This window comes from Shinella sp. H4-D48, assembly GCF_022637395.1.
GTDB lineage: Bacteria > Pseudomonadota > Alphaproteobacteria > Rhizobiales > Rhizobiaceae > Shinella > Shinella sedimenti.
Window position 1 is genome coordinate 398,582 of the sequence record NZ_CP093338.1, and the last position, 20,865, is coordinate 419,446.

Consider the following 20,865-nt stretch of genomic DNA (forward strand, 5'->3'; position numbering starts at 1 on the left):
CGACCGGTTTTCATGTTCCTGTGGTGGAGCCCGGCATGTCGCCGGGCTCCTGCGAGCAATGCGCGGTCTCAGCCGAGACCGGCTTCCTTGAGCTGCCGATTGATGCTCTCGGCCAGTTGGTCGAGACCTTCGTCCACCGGAACCTGCTTGGCGACCATGCGCTGCAGCGTCGCTGCCCATTCCGTCGTCACATCGAAGAACAGCGGCTGCGGAGTGAACTTGATGGAAGCGCCGGCGGCCGAAGCGTCGAACATTTCCACATAGCCCGGATACTTTTTATTGAGCTTCTCGCGGAACGCCTCGTCCTTCCAGATCGAGTTACGGACCGGATCGACGAAGTCCATCTCCACCGCGCCGAAGAGCGCGTGTTCCGGACCCGACGCCCATTGCAGGAAGTACCAGGTGGCGTCCTTGTCCTTCGAGAAATTGGACATGGCGAGCGACCAAATCCAGATGTTCGGCGTGGACTGAGTGGCTTCCGGGTTAGCTACGAAGGCGGCATAGCCGAGTTCGCCAGCCATCTTGTTGTCGCCGCCGTTCATGAAGTAGCCAAGGCAATCGGCGTCGTAGATCATGGCGGATGCGCCCGCGCCGAGATCCGTGCCGACCTGATACCAGGTATAGGTCGACCAGTCCTTCGGGCCGCTTTCCTGGATAAGCTGCACGAACTTCTCGTGATAGGCCTTTGAGCCGGCCGTGTTCATGGCAGCCGACAGCTTGCCATCGGCATCCACGTTGAGATCTTTCTCGTTGAAGTTCGCATAACCGGACAGGAAGCCCGGATGGATCGTCGCCCAGGAGCGGGATCCACGAAGACCGATGCCATAGATGCCGGGCACGTCCTTCTGGAGCTTCGCGGCAACCGCGATCATGTCGTCGAGGTTCTTCGGAATCTGGACGCCAGCCTTGTCGAACATCGCGCGGTTATACGTGATGTTGTTCTGCTCGAAGGCCCACGGAATGCACCACTGCTTGGCGTCCTCCGAGCCCAGGGCGCCGCCGGGCTGGCCATTCCAGGCGCAGGAGTTTTTCACGCCCTCGACAAAGTCGCCCCAGTTGTAGTTCGGGTTGGTCTTCGTCGGATCGTTGATCCACTCCTTGAGGTCGGTAATCCACCCCGCCGGACCATAGGTCCAGGTCATGTAGGCGCCGGTCATGAACGCGTCATATTCCGACGAGCCCGAGGACAGGGCCGCCGTCACCTTGTCGAAGTAGACGTCTTCCGGAAAAACGTCGTAGGTGACCTCGATGCCCGTCAGGTCCTTGAACGCCTGCAGGTTGGCAATCATGGCATCGGCATAGGGGTGCTTGTTGAGCAGAAGCTTCAGCGACTTGCCGGAATGCGCCTTCCAGTCGAAATCGGCCGCAAGCGCCCGGGTTGCCATCATGTTGAAGAGCGTTCCGGCAGCCGCCGTGGTCATGCCGGCGGCCGCGATGCCCTTTAAAAGGTCGCGGCGGCCCATCTGTCCGCGCATGAATGCGCCGATAAGATCTTTCTCTTTATCATACATTCTTGTTCTCCTCCGTTGCGGGTACTTCTTGCTTGGACAAGCATGTTACCGGCTACCCAGACCGGTATTCCTCCCACCGGGGCGGGCCTGCGCCCTCTCCCGGACCGATTTTCAGAACTCCCTCACCTATCGTGTCCTACAAGCGCGGCCGCGGTCGCCTCGTCGGTGATGAGGCCGCTGAGCAGCCCGCTGGCCAGAACCGCCTTCATCGCTGGCAGCTTGATCTTGCCACCGGAGATCGCCACCATCCGCCTGTCACGAAGTTGGTCACGCCCGAGTGTAAAGGTGCGGTCGGAAAGCGCCGTCTCTACCGGCCTTCCCTTGGCGTCGAAGAAATGGCCGAGGATCTCGCCGACGCCTCCCGCGCGCTTGATCTCCTCGAGCTCGACTTTCTCGATCATACCGGTCGCCACAAGCGATGCCTCCCGCTCGACCGTACCGACACCGACCATGAGGAGGTCGGCGCTCGCGGCCAGATCGAAAACGTCACGGACACCGCGCTGGCTGAACAGGATATCGCGATCCTCCACAGAGTTGGCGAAGAACGGCACAGGCATGACATAGGCTTCCGCGCCCGTGCGCTCGGCCAGCCGATGGATAACGTCATGCGGGTTGGCCGAGAATTTGCGAGTCAGCCCCCCCAGCAGCGAGACGAAGCGCACGCCGCCCGTGGTGGTGCGTGGCAGGTATTCGACGCAGGCAGCAAGGGTCCTTCCATGTCCCATGCCGATCAGCATGTCGCCGCCGCGCTCGATCTCTCGCTTGAGAAACTGTGCGCCCGCGATACCGAGCGCCTTCAGCGGCAATGCATCCGGATCGAAATCGGGGACCACTTCACAATAGTCCAGTCGATAGCGCTCGATCAGGGCCTGCTCCAGTTCCACGCATTCGGAGACTTCACCATCGATATAGACCTTAACCAGCCCGTCCTGGTTGGCCTTTGTAATCAGCCTGTGGGCCTTCAGCGACGTAAGTCCGAGACGTTTGGCAACCTCGGCCTGCGTCAGACCGCCCGCATAGTGCAGCCATGCGGCACGGGCTGCCATGCTCGCCTCGTCATCCCTGAGGGATCCGCCACCGCCCGCTGCCATGCCTCCGCTCCGATATGATAATTTTTGCTTTTCTTGAAATATTTTTCAGGCGAAAATTTTCACGCCCCGTAGAAAGTGTCAAGCGGATTACATTCCGCATGTGCGAAGCATTCTGACTGAAACCGCGCGACAACTCGGCTAGATCTGCGTTGGCATGACTGAATAATTCAACGATTCAGCAACTTGCCGCAGCGCGCACTGTGCGTGCAGTGCAAAGCACTTTCCTTATGTGATTGAGGATGACCATCAGCGATGCCGCTCGAGGGACGAAGCGAAGGTGAGCCTCCGGGTTGTGGCCATGTCGCATATCCTGCTCTAGGTAGGTTCGCTATATGAGTGGGCCATCGCCTAATGCGCCGAGCGGCCCTGATGAGAGACTACGTGATATGTTCGACAAAGCACCCAATGGGGCCGCCATAGTACTCACAGCGACACTCGTAGCGGGCAGCACCGTCTGCGCGGGTGCATCAGACGCAAACCTCACGATAGAAGTAAGCGGCGCGCTTCTCGAACACGGCGGCGTTGTAACCATCTATCCGATACCAGTAACGCCGGAGGACCTGCGCGCACCAGACGGAGAGGCCGCCGACCGCATTGCGGTTACCTCCCGCTATGCCGAGGTACAGCTGAAATATCCCAAGAACGGCAAGTACGTCTTCCGCTTCCGAAACCCGGCAGAAACCCCAGATGATCAGAAACTTGGCACACAGGCGCTCTCGGTCATCGGTACCGATAATCAAGATCGGGGCCCGCAGATGACGGCTGGTTTCAAGGATGCCTATTCGTCAGGTGGGCAGGTCATCCGCGTGTTGCCGCGCGCCGAATACGCCGCGGAAAGTGAAGCGGCGCGGACAAATGCCCGATGGGGAAAGTTAGAGGGAAAGGAGGTGTTGCCGCCGGCCGATGAACGCGGCGCCCGCGCGCTGGCGGCAATCGTCGGCTACGGCATGTCCGATTTCACGTTCCAGTGCACAGGTAACGCGTCCGTACAGGTGTGCACGATCCCGCCAGACCAATGGCCAGCGCTCGACATGCGCTGGTGGCGCGATATCGCGGAAGCCCGGCTTGAACGGTTGGATCACCACGCATTGCGGCGCTGCTACAACAGCTCATGGCTGGGCGGTGGCACATGCGAAGCCGATCCGCAATCCGACGAGCCTGCCTATAATCACCGGAAGTGAGCTGGCGTCATTGAGCCGTCTCCGCGTCAGGCCATCCCGGCGCAGCGGAGTGCAAGGCCGACACCTGCATGCGACGCTCTTGGTCGACCTCTTGATTTTTGTTCTATATTCCCTTTGCCAAGATACAGGTTCGATCGCGTCTTCAGGCGCATCGGCCGTCAAGCAGTGGATGCCAGCATCATGTTCAAGCCGTTCGTCATCAACCCGCCCGTTTTCTTTGGATCGCTCGCGATCATCGGACTGTTCCTGGCCGTCGGCATTCTGTTTCCATCCCAGGCAGAGGAAATATTCAGAAGCCTTCAGGCCCAGATCCTGGCAGGCTTCGGCTGGCTGTACCTTCTTGCCGTCGGGATCATTCTGGCTTCCATGCTGCTCTTGTGTTTCAGTCGGTATGGCGACCTGAAGCTGGGCCCCGACGATTCCACACCCGACTTCAGCTTCCTGTCGTGGATCGCAATGCTGTTCGCCGCCGGCATGGGGATCGGCCTGATGTTTTACGGCGTCGGCGAGCCTATGACCCATTATCTCGCTCCGCCGACCGCCGAACCGGGATCGATCGCTGCCGTCCGCGAGGCCATGTCCGTCACATTTCTGCATTGGGGTATCCACGCATGGGCCGTCTATGCCCTGGTCGGATTGTCACTCGCTTATTTCGGCTATCGCTACAACCTGCCGCTCACCATACGCTCCGGCCTCTATCCCTTGCTGAAGGAGCGCATCAACGGTCCAATCGGCCATGTGGTCGATATCTTCGCCATTGTCGGGACCATCTTTGGCATCGCCACGTCGATGGGTGCCGGCGTAACGCAGATCAATTCCGGCCTCAACTTCGTCCTGGGTGTGCCGATCGGACCTGCGGTGCAACTGCTCATCATTGCCTGTGTCACAGGCCTCGCGACGGTGTCCGTCCTCACGGGGCTCGACAAGGGTGTCCGTATCCTCTCTGAGGCTAACCTGCTTGTGGCAATCCTTCTGATGGTGTTCGTCCTCATGGTCGGCCCGACGACCGAACTTCTGCGCGACTTCGTGCAAAATCTCGGCCTGTATCTAGATGGCCTCGTGCTTCGCACGTTTAACATCTACGCCTATAATCCGACACCATGGATCGATGCCTGGACGCTGTTCTACTGGGCCTGGTGGATTTCCTGGTCGCCCTTTGTCGGCATGTTCATCGCCCGCATCTCGCGCGGCCGGACCGTCCGCGGCTTCATTACCGCCGTACTCTTCATACCCGCCGGCTTTACCTTCATCTGGATGACCGTGTTCGGCAACACCGCCATTTGGATCGACAAGGGCGTGGCCGCCGGGGCGCTTGGAAAGGCGATCGTCAGCGATCTTTCGGTGGGGCTCTTCGAATTCTTTACCTATCTTCCGTTCACGGCGGTGACATCGACCCTCGCCATTCTTCTGGTGGCAATCTTTTTTGTCACCTCGGCGGATTCGGGATCGCTGGTCGTCGACGCCATCGCTGCCGGTGGAGAAACCGAAACGACGACCCTGCAGCGCGTCTTCTGGTGCGCCTTTTCAGGCATCGTTGCTGCCGTACTACTGCTTGCCGGGGGGCTGTCTGCCCTACAATCGGTCACGATCGCGAGCGCTCTGCCCTTCGTGATCGTCATGCTCGCGTTGCTGTGGTCTCTCCTTGCGGGCATGCGCGCCGACATGGCGCAGCAATGGGCCGGGCGCACGGCAGGTGGCCCCACCCCCGCCTACCCAGCCGCCGGGGCCTCCTGGCAGCGACGCCTCGGGCACATGCTTCGCGCGCCGCGCGAAGGCGAAGTGCGGGCCTTTATCATGACCCATGTGCGCGCAGCGCTGGAGCAAGTCGCCAGGGAGCTTTCGGCTCGCGGTCGTCCGACCCATATCGAGGAAGGAGAGAACGGCGCAATCGCCCTCCGCGCCCAATCCGAAGGGGTGCGTGACTTCGTCTACGGTGTCGCCGTCGCCAGTCATCCGCTCGCGGTACTGTCTCCGATGGCGGCCGGGAAACCGGAAATGCGCTTTGAAGCACGCACCTATTTTTCGAGCGGCAGTCGTGGCTATGACGTCATGGGCATGGAACGCGACCAGATCATCGCGGATGTCCTGGGCCAGTTCGAGCGCTACCTCAAACTTGTCCAGTCACCCGACGCCCAACTGGTCCACGGCGCGCCGGAACACGGGGGTATCTGACACCGGAAGCCGCGACCCCTGACGGGATCGATATCCATCGCGCATATTGCTGCGACGTTTTTGGAACATCGGACGATACAGCGAGTTGGGCCACCATGCTGCGGGCCGTCGCCTGCGCGTTACAGGAGGTCTCAACAATGGGTCGTGGTATTCTTCTCTGGCTTCTGGGTATTCCCCTGCCGCTCGTCATTCTGCTCGTCCTCTTTCTGCGATAGGAGGCGGCGATGTCCCTTTACAGCTCGGATGTTTCCGATGTCGGTGTCGAATCCGGCAGGCCGGCCCTCGCCTGGGGTCCGGTTATCGGGGGCGCGGTCGCAGCCGCAGCCGCCACGATCATTCTCCTTCTTCTCGGGTCAGGTGTTGGTCTGACGATGGTGTCGCCCTGGGCAGGCGACAGCGCCTCGTTCGCTACCGTCGGCGTTACGGCCGCGATCTGGTTTGTCGTCGTTCAATGGCTTTCTTCGGCACTGGGCGGCTATCTGACCGGACGCCTTCGCACCAAGTGGGCCAATGTTCACACCGACGAAGTGTTTTTTCGCGATACCGCGCATGGGTTTCTGAGTTGGGCCCTGGCAACGGTGGTTGTGTTGGGTATGGCGGGCTCTGCGTTCACTGCACTCGCCGGGGCGGGCGCCCAGGCGGCATCCTCCGCAGTGGCGACCGCAACAGTCGCGGGCACGGCAGCTGCCGCAAACAGCGACGCATCCAGCCCCGATGCGGCAACCGGCTACTTTACTGACATCTTGCTGCGCCCGCAGGACGTAGCCAGCCGCGCTCGAACGGACGATGCGTCCGCAGCAGCCGAGGTCTCGCGTATCCTGATGCGGGGTGCGGTGAGCGATGGCGTACCGGAAGCCGACAGAGCATATATTTCGTCGATCGTCGCCGCGCGCGCCGGCATAACGCCGGAAGAAGCCCGTGCCCGTGTCGATCAGGTGCTGACACAGATCGAAGATGCAAAGAACGCCGCCCTTAAGGCGGCTGATGAGGCACGCAAGTCCGCCGCAACTGCGGCCATGCTCGGCGCCCTGTCCTTGCTGGTCGGTGCATTTATAGCATCTGCCGCTGCCGCCCTTGGCGGACGCCAGCGCGATGATGAAGAAGCTGCATTGATCGTTGCACGATGAGTGACTGAGAAGCCGCCCCCCGGGGGGCGGCTTTACACCAACCAAAGCCACGTCTGTTGCACAGGCTCGATGTGGTTGGGGCACCGCAACCCACGGATTTATTTTCCGCCGAGCGGAACGTCGTCTCCACTCCCCGGTTCAGTAAGTCCTATTCCTCTCACAAATTGAACGGATTCTATCATGGCTACAGAAAAAACATTGAACGACCTGTTCCTCGATACGCTCAAGGACATCTACTTCGCCGAAAAACAGATCCTGAAGGCACTGCCTAAAATGGCGCGTGCGGCGCAATCGGAGGAAGGCAAAGCAGGCTTCCTCCAGCACCGCGATGAAACGCAGGGCCAGATCGAACGCCTTGAACAGGTATTCGAACTTCTCGGCAAATCCGCCCGCGGAAAGACCTGCGAAGCCATCCAGGGCATCATCGCTGAAGGCGAAGAAATCATGGAAGACTACAAGGGCACAGCTGCCCTCGACGCCGGTCTCATCTCCTCCGCCCAGGCGGTCGAGCATTACGAGATCGCGCGCTACGGCACGCTGAAGGCCTGGGCGAAACAGCTTGGCATGAAGGACGCCATCCCGCTGCTCGACGCCAATCTTCAGGAAGAGATCGCCACCGACCAAAAGCTGACCGCTCTCGGAGAATCCTCGGCAAATGCCAAGGGCTCCATGAAAAAAGCCAGCTAGACCGTCAGCACCTCCAATCAGGCCGCCCTCGAGGGCGGCCTCTTTGCTTCCGGGCCATGGCGCCCATCGATCCGTTTACAGGAGCCAGTTCCATGGCCAAGAAAACAACGGCTACATCGCAGCTCAGCACAACCGATACCGTCACGATTCACGACGCAAAGCTGCAACGGGGTCAAGGCGGCGAGCTCCACCAGACGGCCGATGATGGCGATGCGGCCGTTCTGACGACCGCGCAGGGCGGGCCGGTCGCGGATGACCAGAACTCGATGCGGGTCGGCCCGAGGGGCCCGCTCGTTGTCGACGATTTCCATTTCCGCGAGAAAATCTTCCACTTCGACCACGAGCGTATTCCCGAACGCGTCGTTCATGCCCGCGGCTATGGCGCGCATGGCTTCTTCGAAACCTATGCTTCGCTTGCGGCCTATACCAAAGCCGATCTTTTCCAGCGGCCCGGCGAGCGTACGCCTGCCTTTGTCCGCTTCTCCACGGTTGCCGGCAACAAGGGCTCGGCAGACCTCGCGCGCGATGTCCGGGGTTTCGCCGTCAAGCTCTATACCCAGGAAGGCAACTGGGATCTCGTCGGCAATAACATTCCGGTTTTCTTCATCCAGGATGCGATCAAGTTCCCCGACCTGATCCATGCCGCCAAGCAGGAACCCGATCGGGCCTTTCCGCAGGCGCAGACCGCCCACGACACGTTCTGGGATTTTATCAGCCTGACTCCGGAAAGCATGAACATGGTCATGTGGATCATGTCGGACCGCACAATTCCGCGGTCATTTCGCTTCATGGAAGGCTTCGGTGTCCACACCTTCCGGTTCGTCAACGCCAAGAACGAATCGATCTTCGTGAAATTCCACTGGAAGCCGAAGCTGGGGTTGCAATCGGTCGCCTGGAACGAAGCCGTCAAGATCAACGGCGCGGATCCCGATTTTCACCGTCGCGACCTCTGGCAGGCGATACAGTCCGGCAACTACCCGGAATGGGAATTGCAGGTTCAGCTGTTCGACCAGGATTTCGCCGACAGCTTCGACTTCGACGTACTCGACCCGACGAAGATCATCCCGGAAGAAATCCTCAAGCCGCAGCCGGTCGGACGTCTGGTGCTGGATCGCATGCCGGACAACTTCTTTGCGGAGACCGAACAGGTCGCCTTCATGACGCAGAACGTGCCGCCGGGCATCGATTTCAGCAACGACCCGCTGCTGCAGGGTCGGAATTTCTCTTATCTCGACACCCAGCTGAAGCGCCTTGGAAGCCCGAACTTCACGCATCTGCCGATCAATGCGCCAAAGTGTCCGTTCGCGCATTTCCAGCAGGATGGTCACATGGCGATGCGAAATCCGGTGGGTCGGGCGAACTACCAGCCGAATTCCTTCAACAAAGGGCCACGTGAATCCCCGATGCGCGGTCATCGCTCCTACGCCGTTGAAGAGCAAGGGACCAAGGCGCGGTTGCGTCCCGAGAGCTTTGCCGACCACTACAGCCAGGCCCGGCAGTTCTACATCAGCCAGACTCCGCCCGAGCAACGCCATATCGCAGCCGCGCTCACCTTCGAACTGAGCAAGGTTGAAACGCCTGTTATCCGCGAACGTATGGTCTCGCATCTTCTCAATATCGACGAGACGCTGGCCGCGACCGTTGCCCAGAAGCTCGGCTTCCAGTCGATGCCGAAGCCCGCAGACGCGGCCGTGCCGACACGCCAGGATCTGGAGCCGTCGCCGGCACTCAGCATCGTCGTGAAAGGCCCCAAGCACTTCGAGGGCCGCAAGCTCGGCATTCTCGTCACGGACGGCGTGGACGCCGAACTGCTGAAGGGCATTATGGCGGCGATAGAAACGGAAAGTGCCGTCTATGAACTGATTGCTCCGAAGGTCGGCGGCGTCACGGCATCGGACGGATCATGGGTCGAGGCGCATCATATGATTGACGGTGGACCGTCCGTCCTGTTCGATGCCGTGGTACTCCTGACGTCTACCGAGGCGATCGACGACCTCGTGATGGAAGCAACGGCGCGCGACTTTGTTGCCGACGCCTTCCAACACTGCAAGTTCATCGGTTACGACTCGTCGGCGGTGAAACTACTGGAAAAGGCCGGCATCGCTGATGCCCTCGACGAGGGCGTGATCATGCTTCCCGGCGAGGACGGCATTGCCGGCTTCGTTTCCGAACTCGGCAAATTGCGTGTCTGGGGACGCGAACCATCAGTAAAGCTTGGCAAGGCATCACCGACAATCAAATAAGGCGGCATGAGCGCGGCATAAATGCCGCGCTTCTTTTCTACCGGTCCGGCCGACAAAATCAGACATTTTGCGGGCTGCAAAAAATCCTGTCGGAATGCCCGGGGACGGTCCATGGCCTGCTGGCTCCCCCGAGGCTTTCGCCGACCGCAAGCCCCGCCTGAATGGCGTCCTCGTGGAATCCGGAACCGAAATACGAGCCACAGAACCAAGTGTTGCCTTCGCCTTGAAGGGACCAAAGCTGCTTCTGCGCTGCAAGTGTCGCCGCGTTGAATAGAGGATGTTGATATAGGCCGCGCCAGATAACCTTGTCCTCGGCGGGAGCATGAAGAGGGCTGAGGGTTACGAAGAACGGACGCTTGTCAGAGATACCCTGAAGCCTGTTCATCCAATAGGTGACGCAAGGCTTTCGAGGAGCCACACCATCCCGCCCGGACGTCGCCAGATAGTTCCAGCTCGCCCAGACGCGACGACGACTGGGCATCAGGCTTTCGTCCCGGTGCAGTACCGTTTCGTTGTCGGCATAAGCGAATACGCCCAACAGATCAGCCTCCCGTCGCGACGGATCTGCCAGCATACCCAGTGACTGGTCGGCGTGGGCGGCAATCACGACATGATCGAACCATTCCGGCTCAGCACCCGGGACAGAAATCTCGATTGCGCCGTTCACCCGGCGGATCGACTTCACCGGTGCATTGATGCGGATGCGATCACGGAAAGAAGCTGTCAGCCGTTCGACATAGGCGCGGCTGCCACCCTCGACCGTGCGCCAGACCGGCCGGCGCACGAACTTTAGTAGACCGTGATTTTCGCAGAAACGCACGAAGGAAAGCGCCGGATAATTGCCGATCTCCAGCGCTGGCGTCGACCAGATCGCAGCGGCCATGGGATAAAGGTGGTCCTCTCGAAAGGCGCGCCCGAAGCCGGCGCTGTCGAGATAGTCATTGAGGCTGGCGGACGGATCGAGATCTCTTACACCGCTCGGCGCTTGCCGGTAAAAGCGCACGAGGTCGCGCAGCATGGACCAGAACCGCGGGCTTGCCAGATTGCTGCGCTGCGCGAAAAGGCCGGCAAGGTTGGTCCCCGCATATTCGAGTTGCCCTCCATCCATCGAGACGGCGAAAGACATATCGGATGCCCTCGTGGGCACGTCGAGATGTGCAAACAGCGCCGTTAAGTTGGGGTATGTCGCCTCGTTATAGACGATGAAGCCGGTATCGACAGGTGCGCCCCCCGTGTCCACCGTGTGGGAATGGCCGCCGACGCGGCTGTCCGCCTCGAAAACCGTGATTTCATGGCGTTGCGACAAGAGCCATGCAGCGGAAAGACCGGCAATGCCCGTGCCCACAACCGCAATTTTCAGGGGCCGGTCGGATTGAGGAAAATGGCGCATGACAATCCTTCTGCGGCTGTCGAACTCGTGAGAAACTAGTAGAACTCTTTACGAGCCTGGTGTTCTGACGGATCACCGCCATAACCCAAATTCGTCCGGTGTGATCCACTCTGGAGAACGCCGCGTAGAAGGACGCATGAATGAAGTTTCGAGCCCCATTGAGATTGATCGCAAACCCAGCGTGCCGACAGGCCGGCGGCTTGCCGTGGTGAGTTCAAGGGATACACAACAGACGCCGTCGCCCGACGCGCTCGTCGAAATGATGATGCAGGTCGCTCAGGGACGCGACCGGCAGGCCTTTGCGCTGCTTTTCCGTTATTTCGGCCCGCGACTGAAGACGTTCTTCCTGCGTTGGACGATTTCTTCCGCTGTGGCGGAGGATCTCGTGCAGGAGACGATGCTGACCGTCTGGCGCAAGGCTTCGTATTTCGATGCCGGGCGGGCGGGCGTCGCGACCTGGATCTTTACGGTGGCGCGCAACATTCGCATCGATCACCTGCGCCGGCAGCGCGACCCGTCGGCGCTGCCGGCCGATCCCGAGGGTTCACCGGACACAGTCGAGGACGGATTGCTCGGAGCCGAGCGCGACGCGCAGGTGCGCCAGGCGCTGAAGACCCTCTCGCCCGAGCAGCAGACCATCATTCGGCTCTCCTACTTCAGCGAGAAATCGCAGACAGAAATCGCCGATGAGCTGGGTATCCCTCTCGGCACCGTGAAATCTAGAACTCGCCTGGCCATGAACCGCCTGCGCGCGCTGCTGGAAGACAGATCATGACCGCCAACCATCACGCAACAGACGAGACCCTAATGCGCTTCGCCGCCGGCACGCTCGCCGCTGGTCCGGCCATCGTGGTCGAGGCGCATTTGGCAAGCTGCCCGGCCTGTCGGGCCCGCATTGGTACTTTCGAGGCTGTCGGTGGTGCCATCCTCGAAGACATGGACCCCACCCCGCTTTCGGCAAAGGCGCTGAACGATACCCTGGCTATGCTCGATGACGATGAGGAAGCTTCGGCAGTCGTGCCGTCGCCGCCCACACCTGTTGAAATCGAGGGTATCCGTCTGCCGGACGCCCTGCGTGGCTGCGATATCGGGCGCTGGCGCTGGATTGGCCCCGGCATGAAGATGAGCCGTGTCGGCGTTCCGCAGGACCCGGACGCCAATCTCATCCTGCTGAAAGTCGGTCCTGGTCGCGCTCTTCCCGATCACGGGCATGTCGGCACGGAGTTCACCTACATCGTCTCGGGCTCGTTCTCCGACAAGTTCGGCACGTTTCGCCCCGGAGACCTTGCTGAAATGGACGACGACGTCGAGCACCAGCCGGTTGTCGACCGGGATGTTGAATGCATCTGCCTTGCCGCCATGGAGGGCAAGATGCGCTTCAAAAACGTCATCGGCCGCATGCTGCAGCCGATCTTCGGGATCTGAGCCATGACGGCGGCGGTGCTCTTCCTCCTTCTTGCCGTCGCCGCGGGACTCGTAATGACCGTTGTGTGGTTTGCCGTCGTAAAGGGGGCTACATCCGGCTGGGTCGATGCGGTCTGGTCGTTCCTTGTGGGCGCCACCGGCATCACGGCCGCGCTCGTGCCCGTTATCGGCTGGGAGGGCGACTGGCAGCGGCGGCTCTTTATCGCAGCCGCCGCGGGTTTCTGGTCATGCCGGCTGGGCGTCCATATCCTGCGGCGCACGTTGGAAGGCGGCGAGGATCCGCGTTATGCCAGACTGCGCGAGGAATGGGGGGAAAGCTGGCGCTTGCGCCTTTTCATCTTTCTGCAAATTCAGGCCGCTGCTGCACTTCTTCTGACGGCAACCATCTTCATTGCCGCACGAAACCCTGCAGTAGGGCTGCAATGGAGCGATATTGCCGGCATCGCCATCCTCGCCATGGCTGTAATCGGTGAAGGTGTGGCCGACGCGCAGCTGTCGCGGTTCCGCGGCAAGACGGCAAACAAGGGGAAGGTCTGCGACGATGGGCTATGGAGCCTCTCGCGTCACCCCAACTACTTCTTCCAGTGGCTTGGCTGGTGCGGATATGCGGTCATCGCTGTCGGCCCCGCGGGCGACTGGGGCTGGGGATGGTTGGCGCTTGCCGGCCCGGCCTTCATGTATTGGCTGCTTGTACATGTCTCGGGAATTCCCCCGCTCGAAGCGCACATGATGCGTTCACGGGGCGCGGCCTTCGCGGCTTACGTCACTCGCGTCAACGCGTTTTGGCCCGGTTTAAAGAAAAGGGAGAAGACGTCATGAACCTTGCCGTTACTGCTATTACCGCCGCGGAGCGTCTGCCCGTTCCTGATCCCGCCCTGCGCTTCGGCATCAGCCGGCTCGTTGGGCGCACGCGCCGTCTGCTGGCGCAGAGCGGTGGCCCGACGGATAGCGACTTTGCCCGATCCATGACCGATTGGCCGATCGCTGTTCACACAGATGAAGCCAATGCCCAGCATTACGAACTTCCGGCGGCATTCTTCGCTCTGACGCTCGGGCCGTGCCGTAAATATTCCTCCTGCCTCTATTCCTCATCCAGCACCACGTTGGCGCAAGCCGAGATCAAGGCGCTTGAAGAGACGTGCCGCCATGCGGACCTTGCCGATGGACAGGACATTCTCGAACTGGGGTGCGGCTGGGGATCCCTCTCCCTTTTCATGGCCGAACGTTATCCGTCCGCACGCATCGTCTGCGTCTCGAATTCGGCCTCGCAACGAGCCCATATCGAGGCACAGGCCATCAAGCGCGGTCTCGGCAACCTCACGGTCGTCACCGCCGACATGAATATCTTTTCTCCGGAGAGAACTTTCGACCGAATTGTTTCGGTGGAGATGTTCGAACACATGTCCAACTGGAAGTCTCTGCTGGAACGGGCGCGCGGCTGGGTCCGCGACGACGGTCGTCTCTTCCTGCATGTCTTCTCGCATCGCAAGACGGCTTACCGCTTCGACCATGCCGACAAGGCGGACTGGATCGCCCAGTATTTCTTCACCGGCGGCGTCATGCCGAGCCATGGCCTCGTGCGGGAGTTCAGCGACAGCTTCATCGTTGAGAAGGACTGGCGCTGGAACGGCACGCATTACGAACGCACGGCCCTCGACTGGCTCGACAATTTCGACAAGAACCGAGACGAAATCCGTACCATCTTCAACGCGACCTACGGGCCCGACGCGGCACTCTGGATGCGGCGCTGGCGACTGTTCTTCCTCGCCACGGCCGGACTTTTTGGGCATGCGAATGGCGAGGAATGGGGTGTCAGTCATTACCGCCTCCGTCCCGCCGGCACCAGATCGTGATGTCCCTTCTCGCCAACCCCATCGAGACAGTGCGGGCCTATGCCCGCAATCCCGATCCGCGCGTGGCTGCGGCAAATGTCATCGCGCTCGTGGTCGCGTCCAATCAGCCGTTCTATCCGCTTTATCTTTTCTGGCTGGTCAGCGACGACATCACGGCCGCCTGGTTCACATTCCTGTCGACACCCTTCTTCCTTGCCGTACCGGCCGTTTCACGCTGGAACGATACCGCCGGTCGCGCGCTCCTGCCTTTGGCGGGTATAGGCAATACGGTGCTCTCGGCCTGGCTTTTCGGCACCGCCTCGGCGGTCGAGATCTTTCTCATTCCCTGTGGGGTCATCTCACTGTTGCTGTTTCGTCCTCGGGAGCGTCTGGTCGCGCTGGCAATCACGGCAATTGCTTTCGGCGTCTTTCTTTTGCTGCACGACGTCTATGGACCGCCGCTCGCCCACTATGACGCAACGGAATATGCCGCGCTCTCCCGCCTCAATCTCATCAGCGCCAGCACGCTGACGGCTTTTGTCGCCCTTATATTCTCCGGGGTTCTCGCGGAGGCGGAACGATCATCCAACGCGGCTGGCGACAAGAAAACCGGCTGAGGCGCCGACGGCTGTCACAAAGGCACCCCAAGGGATATCGGCAAGTGTCACTGAAAGCGGCCAATCCTTCAGCGTCGCTTGGTTGGTAAGGTCATAGGTCGCATAGGCAACCAGGCCAAGCACGGCACCATTCAGCGCAGCCTTGGCAAGCCCGCCGCCCTCGATTGCGGGCATGACGGCGAAGAACACGATGCCGGCGACATAGATCAGATAGAACACGATGGCCGGAGCCAGATGAAACTGCGGCGCGAGCTTGTCGCCCATCAGCGGCCTGTAAAGCATGTCCGCCATTGTCGAGAGCCATATGGCATCAACGATCAGGAACGCGATGCCGGTTGCCAGATAGGCCGTTGCGATCGTCTTCATACCATTTTCTCCTGCGGTGTCCTCGACACTGTCTACGCCATCCCGTCTTCGGCGGATCACCAAAAGTGAACCGATCGACCAGCGCTTCCGTATTTCATAGGAAAGCAAGGAGGATGGATCGATGAGAATAGCCGTTCTGACTGCATGCGCCGCCTTGATGTCGACCGCCGCTGTGTCCTACGCGCAGGAATCTGCCGATCCCAGCGGAACATGGCTGCGCGACGATGGAAATGCACGTGTGCGTATAGCGCCCTGCGGCAGCAATATCTGCGCCACAAATCTCTGGATCCGCGATACCAGCAAGGGAGAGGAGGCCGGAGACCGGCTCGTCATGTCGCTCAAGCCGAAATCGGCGGACACGCTTGCCGGCACCGCGTATGATGCCAAACGCGACCGAACTTATGCCATCACGGTGCAGGTCTCGGGCAAATCGCTTCTCACCCGCGGCTGCATCCTGGGCGGTGTGTTGTGCAAAGACGTCCACTGGCAGCCTGCGCCGTGAAAAAGCGGGCAAAAGAGAGAAGATGAGGCACGACCGTATCACGAGTATGGCCGAGAATGGGGCGCCGCCAGCGGCCGCTGGCACGCTTTACCCCGGCAAGGTCATGCACCAGCGGCTCAATCCCTTCGGACACCGTTTCAGCTACAGCGTCTTCTCCCTGCTGGTGGATATCGACCGTCTCGATGCGCTTTCCCAGAGCACCCGCCTCCTCGCCGTGAACAGGCCGGGCATTCTTTCTTTCCGCGAAAGCGACCACGTCGAGAACAAGGGTGAGACGCTGCGCATGTTTGCAGACAGCCTGCTGGCGCGTGCCGGGCTCGACAAGCCGGCGGCGCGCGTGCTGCTGCTCGCCTATCCCCGTATGTTCGGCTATGTGTTCAATCCACTGTCCACCTATTTCGCCTATGACGCGGACGAACGACTGGTCGCGATCATATACGCCGTGCGGAACACCTTCGGCGAGCGGCACAGCTATGTGGCACCGGTGCTGGAGGGAGAGGAAAGCCCGGCCGGCATCCGCCAGACTCGAACCAAGATTTTCCATGTCTCACCCTTCATGGATATGGGATTGCGCTACCACTTCCGCGTCCTTCCGCCGGGCAAGGCCGTGCGCATCCGCATTCACGAGACCGCAGGCAAAGAGCCGGTGCTGGCCGCAACATTCCAGGCGGACGCCGCGCCGCTGACTGACGCCAACCTCGCTCGATGCCTCCTGCGCTTCCCCTTCATGACGCTCAAGGTAATTGCCGGCATTCACTGGGAGGCGCTCAAGCTCTGGCTGAAAGGAGCGCGCTTCCGTACAAGCCCGCCTCCCCCCGAGACGGCGAGCTTTCGGGATGCCGCATGACGGCATGATCGTGACCAGGGCTCGGGAGCACAAATGCCGAGTGCGATCGGGCTATTGCATTACGCCTTTATTCGCCGCTCACCTCGGCGATCTCGAAGGTTCAGGTGCGCGACCATGTCATCCATTCGATAGGGCTTCGCAATAAAAGTCTCGCCGGGCTTGAGGTCTGCGTTGCCGGGCCTGTTTCCACCGGACGTGACGATGACGCCAACGCCGCTGTCGTGATGCCGAACGAATCTTACGAGATCGAACCCGTTAAGCCCACCCGGCATATCCACATCGGTGATCAGAAAATCGATATGGTGCATGCCGAACGCCGCCACGGCCTCAAGCACGCTCGACGCTTCGATCACGTCATGCCCCTCGTCCAGAAGGGCATCGACCAGTGTCATGCGGATCAAAGGCTCATCTTCAACAACGAGCACGGTTAGATGAGACATGCTGAGACCTCCGTACTTCGGTTACGCGTTCAACGCGGTCTCCCCACAATCAGTCGGCCCCTTTTCAAGAGTTTTCTCCAACAAACTTAATAAAATGCGAACGATAGTTTCAGGGATGCTTAACCATGTCAGACTGTTGGCGTTGCGGTCAGCCTGAGCGGTTAGAACAGCGGGGACGACACTATTCCACGTCAACACAGCTCCTTAACAACTTGGTTGCGCTCTCGATTTCCTCCTCATTGGATGCGGCAAACCCGATGAGGAGCGCTTTGCGCGGTGATGATCGATCTGCATAGTAGTAGGAGAGTTGCTCGACCCCGAGATTGTGCTGACGGCACCGGATCAGCACCGCATCTTCGTCGATTGACTGATCCTTGAAGTAGCACAGATTGTAAAAGCCCGATGCAAACTCGGGGGGCTCGAAAATGTCGGAAAAATCCGACCGCAGGATCTGCAGCAGGCGGTTCTGGCGCTTGGCGTAGATCCGCCGCATGCGATGAAGATGCCGCGTGTAATGACCATCCTCGATAAGGCGCCCGACGATCTGTTCGGTAAACTGCGGCAAAGCCCTGTAGCGCACCTGGATCAGTCGGCGGCACCGGTCTGCCAATGGGCGCGGCATGATCATATAGCCGACGCGCAGCGATTGCAGCAGCGTCATGCTGAAGGCGCCGACATAGATAACCTGCCCGGCCTGATCCAAGGCCTTAAGCGGCGGAATGGGCCCGCCGCGGTAACGGAATTCGCTTCCCAGGTCGTCCTCGATGATCAACGTGTCACGATCGGCGGCCCAATGCAGCATTTCCAGCTTGCGTTTCAGCGGCATGGCGACTGTCATCGGCTGCTGCTTGGCTGCGGTGACAAAGGCAAGCTTGACGTCACGATGTTCGACTGTCTCCGGGTTTGGACCGGACGCGTCGACATGCATCGGCACTATATTGCAGCCAGCGGACTGGAAAATCGACCGGATTGCCGCCATTCCCGGTTCCTCGAACGCAACCGTGTCTCCGGGATTCAACAGCAGTTCGGCAAGAAGCGTCACTGCGTGGTGGCCACCAAGCGTGGTGACCACTTCCTCCGGTTCGCAGCGGATACCGCGGCTTACCGCGATATGGCGGGCAATCTGCTCTTCGAGCAGGGAGGGTTGAAAGATTTCCCGATAGTTGACGATGCGGAAATCCCCCTCCGCATAAACCTCCCTCGTCAGCCGCGACCAGATGTCCACCGGAAACAGCCGGTGATCGGGGCTTGCCATATGAAGGTGTTGCGAGCCGTCGTTCAGCGTCAGTGAGGTCCGCCACGTCAGCGCCTGTCCGCGCCGTGACAAAAGTCTCTCGAAGCGCCCAGGTGTCGTCTTGTCAGGCTGTGTCGCCAGACTGGCTCCAGCGCTTTGCCGCATAGGAACGGTTTCCACATAGGTGCCGCTACCTCTAGTAGAGTGGAGATAACCCTCCGCTGCAAGTTGATCGAGCGCGGTGACCACTGTGAAACGGGAAACACCGAGGCTCTCGGACAGAACGCGTGATGACGGAATACGTGCCCCGCCGGCAATCGCGCCAGAGAGAATCAATTCCCGCAACCCGTCGTACAGCTGGAGATAGAGCGGTCGGGCGCTTTGGCCGTCGAGCATCAACCCGTCCAAACTGAAACCATCGATTGTGCGGGCCATGACAGCGCTCCATGCAGACGTGCCGGTCGAAAGTGGACTGGTCATTCTTACGATTTCTGGACATGTATACGGCAATCTTGCGGATTAGTATCCCGGCCGAAACGATCGTCCGAGCGGTAGGCGCCCGGTCGCATCAGGGGAAAAATCGATGGATGAACTGACCTATCTCTCCGGCCTCGTCGCACAAGGCCGGATGTCGCGGCGCGACTTTCTCGGCCGTAGCGCGACGCTCGGCGTCGGCCTTGTAGCGGCAGGCTCTTTGCTGTCCACGGCCGCGCGAGCGGAAGGACCCGTGCGCGGCGGTACGATCAAGGTCGGCATGCAGGGTGGCGCCTCGACGGACAGCCTCGATCCGGGCCTGGCGACAAACCAAGTCAGCGCCATGGTGAACCATCTGTGGGGCGAAACCCTGGTGTGGCTGGCGCCCGACGGCTCGCCTATCCCGGTGCTTGCCGAAGAATGGACGGCCTCTGCCGATGCCAAGACGTGGACCTTCAAGATCCGGAAGAACGTGCAGTTCCACGATGGCAAGACGCTGACGCCCGACGACGTCGTGGCAACCATCGAACGGCATTCGGACGAGAGCGCGAAGTCCGGTGCCCTAGGCGTCCTCAAGGGCATCCAGACCGTGAAGTCGGACGGCGATGCCGTCGTCATCACGCTCAGTGAAGCCAATGCCGACATGCCGTTCCTGATGAACGACTATCATCTCGTCATCCAGCCGAACGGCGGAAAGGACAATCCGGAGGCTGCGATCGGTACGGGACCGTACAAACTGGCCGGCAGCGAGCCGGGCGTCCGCTACAATGCGACACGTTTCGAGAACTATTGGGGACGCGAAACGGCGGGCTTTGCCGAGCAGGTGGAGATCATCGTCATCAATGATGCGACCGCGCGCATCGCCGCGATGCAAAGCGGTCAGGTTCACATGATCAACCGCATCGAACCGAAAACGGTTGCGCTGCTCAAGAACATGAAGAAGGTGATGATCAAGAACGTCTCCGGGCGTGGCTTCTATCCCTTCAACATGTTCTGCGACACGGCCCCGTTCGACAACAAGGACCTGCGCCTCGCCCTGAAATACGCGATGGATCGCCAGACGATGATCGACCGGATTCTGATGGGTTACGGAAGCGTTGGCAACGACACGCCGATCAACAAGGCCTATCCGCTCTTCGAGGAAATCGAACAGCGGACCTTCGATCCGGAAAAAGCAGCCTTCCACTTCAAAAAGTCCGGTCATAGCGGTGGTATCGTGCTGCGCACATCGGAAGTCGCATTTCCCGGTGCAGTCGATGCCGCGGTTCTCTATCAGGAGAGCGCGAAGGAGGCCGGCATCACGATTGATGTGAAGCGCGAGCCCGGTGACGGATATTGGTCGAACGTGTGGAACGTCCAGCCCTTCTGCACCTCTTATTGGGGCGGCCGTCCGACGCAGGACCAGATGTATTCCACCGGCTACATATCCTCGGCGGACTGGAACGACACGCGCTTCAAGAACGAGGCTTTCGACAAGCTCGTTGTCGCCGCCCGTGCGGAACTCGACGAAGCGAGGCGGCGCGCCATGTATCGCGACCTCTCAGAAATGATGCGCGACGAAGGCGGTGTCATTTCGCCAATGTTCAACGATTTCATCGACGGCGTCAGCGAGAACATTCTCGGCTGGGAGGACAATCCCGCAGGTGAGCTCATGAACGCGGATGCGCCGTTGCGTTGCTGGCTCAGCGCCTGACGAACCGAGCCTGGCGCACCGCTTCGGGCGGTG

At 60.4% G+C, this 20,865-nt stretch carries 19 protein-coding genes; 13 read left to right on the forward strand and 6 right to left on the reverse strand.

Translation table 11 applies throughout. From position 1 onward, the window contains the following. Positions 1-68 precede the first annotated feature (68 nt). Positions 69-1,511 carry an extracellular solute-binding protein gene (locus MNR02_RS18880; RefSeq protein ID WP_241949505.1) on the reverse strand — a complete coding sequence of 481 codons (1,443 nt, stop codon included), beginning with the start codon at positions 1,509-1,511 and terminating at the stop codon, positions 69-71. A gap of 122 nt (positions 1,512-1,633) precedes the next feature. After that, the gene (locus MNR02_RS18885; protein WP_241949506.1) at positions 1,634-2,602 is read right to left on the reverse strand and encodes a sugar-binding transcriptional regulator; all 969 of its coding nucleotides are present in this window, start codon (positions 2,600-2,602) and stop codon (positions 1,634-1,636) included. A gap of 386 nt (positions 2,603-2,988) precedes the next feature. Between MNR02_RS18885 and MNR02_RS18890 the strand changes: the two genes are divergently transcribed. The 5 genes from MNR02_RS18890 (at position 2,989) to catE (ending at position 10,012) form a co-directional block, all read left to right on the forward strand. Then, complete coding sequence (locus MNR02_RS18890; RefSeq protein ID WP_241949507.1) at positions 2,989-3,783, forward strand: hypothetical protein; 795 nt, start codon at positions 2,989-2,991, stop codon at positions 3,781-3,783. Positions 3,784-3,963: 180 nt separating this feature from the next. Next, positions 3,964-5,955 (forward strand): BCCT family transporter, encoded by a 1,992-nt coding sequence (locus tag MNR02_RS18895; RefSeq protein ID WP_241949508.1) that lies wholly within the window; start codon positions 3,964-3,966, stop codon positions 5,953-5,955. Positions 5,956-6,179: 224 nt separating this feature from the next. Continuing rightward, the gene (locus MNR02_RS18900; protein ID WP_241949509.1) at positions 6,180-7,082 is read left to right on the forward strand and encodes a hypothetical protein; all 903 of its coding nucleotides are present in this window, start codon (positions 6,180-6,182) and stop codon (positions 7,080-7,082) included. Between the two features lie 180 nt (positions 7,083-7,262). Further along, positions 7,263-7,769 carry a ferritin-like domain-containing protein gene (locus MNR02_RS18905; protein WP_241601489.1) on the forward strand — a complete coding sequence of 169 codons (507 nt, stop codon included), beginning with the start codon at positions 7,263-7,265 and terminating at the stop codon, positions 7,767-7,769. 92 nt (positions 7,770-7,861) lie between these two features. Next, on the forward strand, positions 7,862-10,012 hold the full coding sequence (gene catE, locus MNR02_RS18910) for a catalase C (RefSeq protein WP_241949510.1): 2,151 nt from the start codon (positions 7,862-7,864) through the stop codon (positions 10,010-10,012). Between the two features lie 58 nt (positions 10,013-10,070). On the opposite strand, the gene MNR02_RS18915 is transcribed toward catE, so the two are convergent. Next, a complete protein-coding gene (locus tag MNR02_RS18915; protein WP_241601491.1) occupies positions 10,071-11,402 on the reverse strand; it encodes an NAD(P)/FAD-dependent oxidoreductase in 1,332 nt (443 codons plus the stop codon). Positions 11,403-11,661: 259 nt separating this feature from the next. Between MNR02_RS18915 and MNR02_RS18920 the strand changes: the two genes are divergently transcribed. The 5 genes from MNR02_RS18920 to MNR02_RS18940 are packed head-to-tail and all read left to right on the forward strand — an operon-like array spanning position 11,662 to position 15,276. Then, positions 11,662-12,177, forward strand: coding sequence for a sigma-70 family RNA polymerase sigma factor (locus tag MNR02_RS18920; RefSeq protein ID WP_241949511.1), 516 nt, complete (start codon positions 11,662-11,664; stop codon positions 12,175-12,177). Next, on the forward strand, positions 12,174-12,827 hold the full coding sequence (locus MNR02_RS18925; protein WP_241949512.1) for a ChrR family anti-sigma-E factor: 654 nt from the start codon (positions 12,174-12,176) through the stop codon (positions 12,825-12,827). Before MNR02_RS18920 ends, MNR02_RS18925 begins: the two co-directional genes overlap by 4 nt. A gap of 3 nt (positions 12,828-12,830) precedes the next feature. After that, complete coding sequence (locus MNR02_RS18930; RefSeq protein ID WP_241949513.1) at positions 12,831-13,646, forward strand: DUF1295 domain-containing protein; 816 nt, start codon at positions 12,831-12,833, stop codon at positions 13,644-13,646. After that, positions 13,643-14,680: a cyclopropane-fatty-acyl-phospholipid synthase family protein gene (locus tag MNR02_RS18935; RefSeq protein ID WP_241949514.1), complete on the forward strand. Its 1,038-nt coding sequence runs from the start codon at positions 13,643-13,645 to the stop codon at positions 14,678-14,680. The genes MNR02_RS18930 and MNR02_RS18935 overlap by 4 nt, the downstream gene beginning before the upstream one ends. Then, a complete protein-coding gene (locus tag MNR02_RS18940; protein ID WP_241949515.1) occupies positions 14,680-15,276 on the forward strand; it encodes a hypothetical protein in 597 nt (198 codons plus the stop codon). The genes MNR02_RS18935 and MNR02_RS18940 overlap by 1 nt, the downstream gene beginning before the upstream one ends. Here MNR02_RS18940 and MNR02_RS18945 read toward each other — a convergent pair. After that, the gene (locus MNR02_RS18945) at positions 15,241-15,642 is read right to left on the reverse strand and encodes a DUF2177 family protein (protein ID WP_241601497.1); all 402 of its coding nucleotides are present in this window, start codon (positions 15,640-15,642) and stop codon (positions 15,241-15,243) included. The genes MNR02_RS18940 and MNR02_RS18945 overlap by 36 nt on opposite strands. A 121-nt stretch (positions 15,643-15,763) precedes the next feature. Between MNR02_RS18945 and MNR02_RS18950 the strand changes: the two genes are divergently transcribed. Both MNR02_RS18950 and MNR02_RS18955 read left to right on the forward strand, forming a co-directional pair. After that, on the forward strand, positions 15,764-16,144 hold the full coding sequence (locus tag MNR02_RS18950) for a DUF2147 domain-containing protein (RefSeq protein ID WP_241949516.1): 381 nt from the start codon (positions 15,764-15,766) through the stop codon (positions 16,142-16,144). A gap of 22 nt (positions 16,145-16,166) precedes the next feature. Next, positions 16,167-16,991 (forward strand): DUF1365 domain-containing protein, encoded by an 825-nt coding sequence (locus MNR02_RS18955; protein ID WP_241949517.1) that lies wholly within the window; start codon positions 16,167-16,169, stop codon positions 16,989-16,991. A gap of 59 nt (positions 16,992-17,050) precedes the next feature. Here the strand turns inward: MNR02_RS18955 and MNR02_RS18960 are convergent, their stop codons facing one another. Beyond that, positions 17,051-17,383 carry a response regulator gene (locus MNR02_RS18960; protein WP_241949518.1) on the reverse strand — a complete coding sequence of 111 codons (333 nt, stop codon included), beginning with the start codon at positions 17,381-17,383 and terminating at the stop codon, positions 17,051-17,053. A gap of 229 nt (positions 17,384-17,612) precedes the next feature. Further along, positions 17,613-19,100, reverse strand: a complete 1,488-nt coding sequence (locus MNR02_RS18965) for a PLP-dependent aminotransferase family protein (protein WP_241949519.1) — start codon at positions 19,098-19,100, stop codon at positions 17,613-17,615. Positions 19,101-19,248: 148 nt separating this feature from the next. On the opposite strand from MNR02_RS18965, the gene MNR02_RS18970 reads away from it, so the two are divergent. Next, complete coding sequence (locus tag MNR02_RS18970; RefSeq protein WP_241949520.1) at positions 19,249-20,832, forward strand: ABC transporter substrate-binding protein; 1,584 nt, start codon at positions 19,249-19,251, stop codon at positions 20,830-20,832. Positions 20,833-20,865: the final 33 nt, after the last annotated feature.

Coding starts and splice junctions, on each gene's coding strand:
- MNR02_RS18965 (WP_241949519.1), bottom strand. CDS start 19,100: ATGGCCCGCACAATCGATGGTTTCAGTTTGGACGGGTTGATGCTCGAC.
- MNR02_RS18920 (WP_241949511.1), top strand. CDS start 11,662: ATGATGATGCAGGTCGCTCAGGGACGCGACCGGCAGGCCTTTGCGCTG.
- MNR02_RS18895 (WP_241949508.1), top strand. CDS start 3,964: ATGTTCAAGCCGTTCGTCATCAACCCGCCCGTTTTCTTTGGATCGCTC.
- MNR02_RS18890 (WP_241949507.1), top strand. CDS start 2,989: ATGTTCGACAAAGCACCCAATGGGGCCGCCATAGTACTCACAGCGACA.
- MNR02_RS18970 (WP_241949520.1), top strand. CDS start 19,249: ATGGATGAACTGACCTATCTCTCCGGCCTCGTCGCACAAGGCCGGATG.
- MNR02_RS18885 (WP_241949506.1), bottom strand. CDS start 2,602: ATGGCAGCGGGCGGTGGCGGATCCCTCAGGGATGACGAGGCGAGCATG.
- MNR02_RS18955 (WP_241949517.1), top strand. CDS start 16,167: ATGAGGCACGACCGTATCACGAGTATGGCCGAGAATGGGGCGCCGCCA.
- MNR02_RS18945 (WP_241601497.1), bottom strand. CDS start 15,642: ATGAAGACGATCGCAACGGCCTATCTGGCAACCGGCATCGCGTTCCTG.
- MNR02_RS18925 (WP_241949512.1), top strand. CDS start 12,174: ATGACCGCCAACCATCACGCAACAGACGAGACCCTAATGCGCTTCGCC.
- catE (WP_241949510.1), top strand. CDS start 7,862: ATGGCCAAGAAAACAACGGCTACATCGCAGCTCAGCACAACCGATACC.
- MNR02_RS18900 (WP_241949509.1), top strand. CDS start 6,180: ATGTCCCTTTACAGCTCGGATGTTTCCGATGTCGGTGTCGAATCCGGC.
- MNR02_RS18940 (WP_241949515.1), top strand. CDS start 14,680: ATGTCCCTTCTCGCCAACCCCATCGAGACAGTGCGGGCCTATGCCCGC.
- MNR02_RS18950 (WP_241949516.1), top strand. CDS start 15,764: ATGAGAATAGCCGTTCTGACTGCATGCGCCGCCTTGATGTCGACCGCC.
- MNR02_RS18880 (WP_241949505.1), bottom strand. CDS start 1,511: ATGTATGATAAAGAGAAAGATCTTATCGGCGCATTCATGCGCGGACAG.
- MNR02_RS18915 (WP_241601491.1), bottom strand. CDS start 11,402: ATGCGCCATTTTCCTCAATCCGACCGGCCCCTGAAAATTGCGGTTGTG.
- MNR02_RS18935 (WP_241949514.1), top strand. CDS start 13,643: ATGAACCTTGCCGTTACTGCTATTACCGCCGCGGAGCGTCTGCCCGTT.
- MNR02_RS18905 (WP_241601489.1), top strand. CDS start 7,263: ATGGCTACAGAAAAAACATTGAACGACCTGTTCCTCGATACGCTCAAG.
- MNR02_RS18960 (WP_241949518.1), bottom strand. CDS start 17,383: ATGACACTGGTCGATGCCCTTCTGGACGAGGGGCATGACGTGATCGAA.
- MNR02_RS18930 (WP_241949513.1), top strand. CDS start 12,831: ATGACGGCGGCGGTGCTCTTCCTCCTTCTTGCCGTCGCCGCGGGACTC.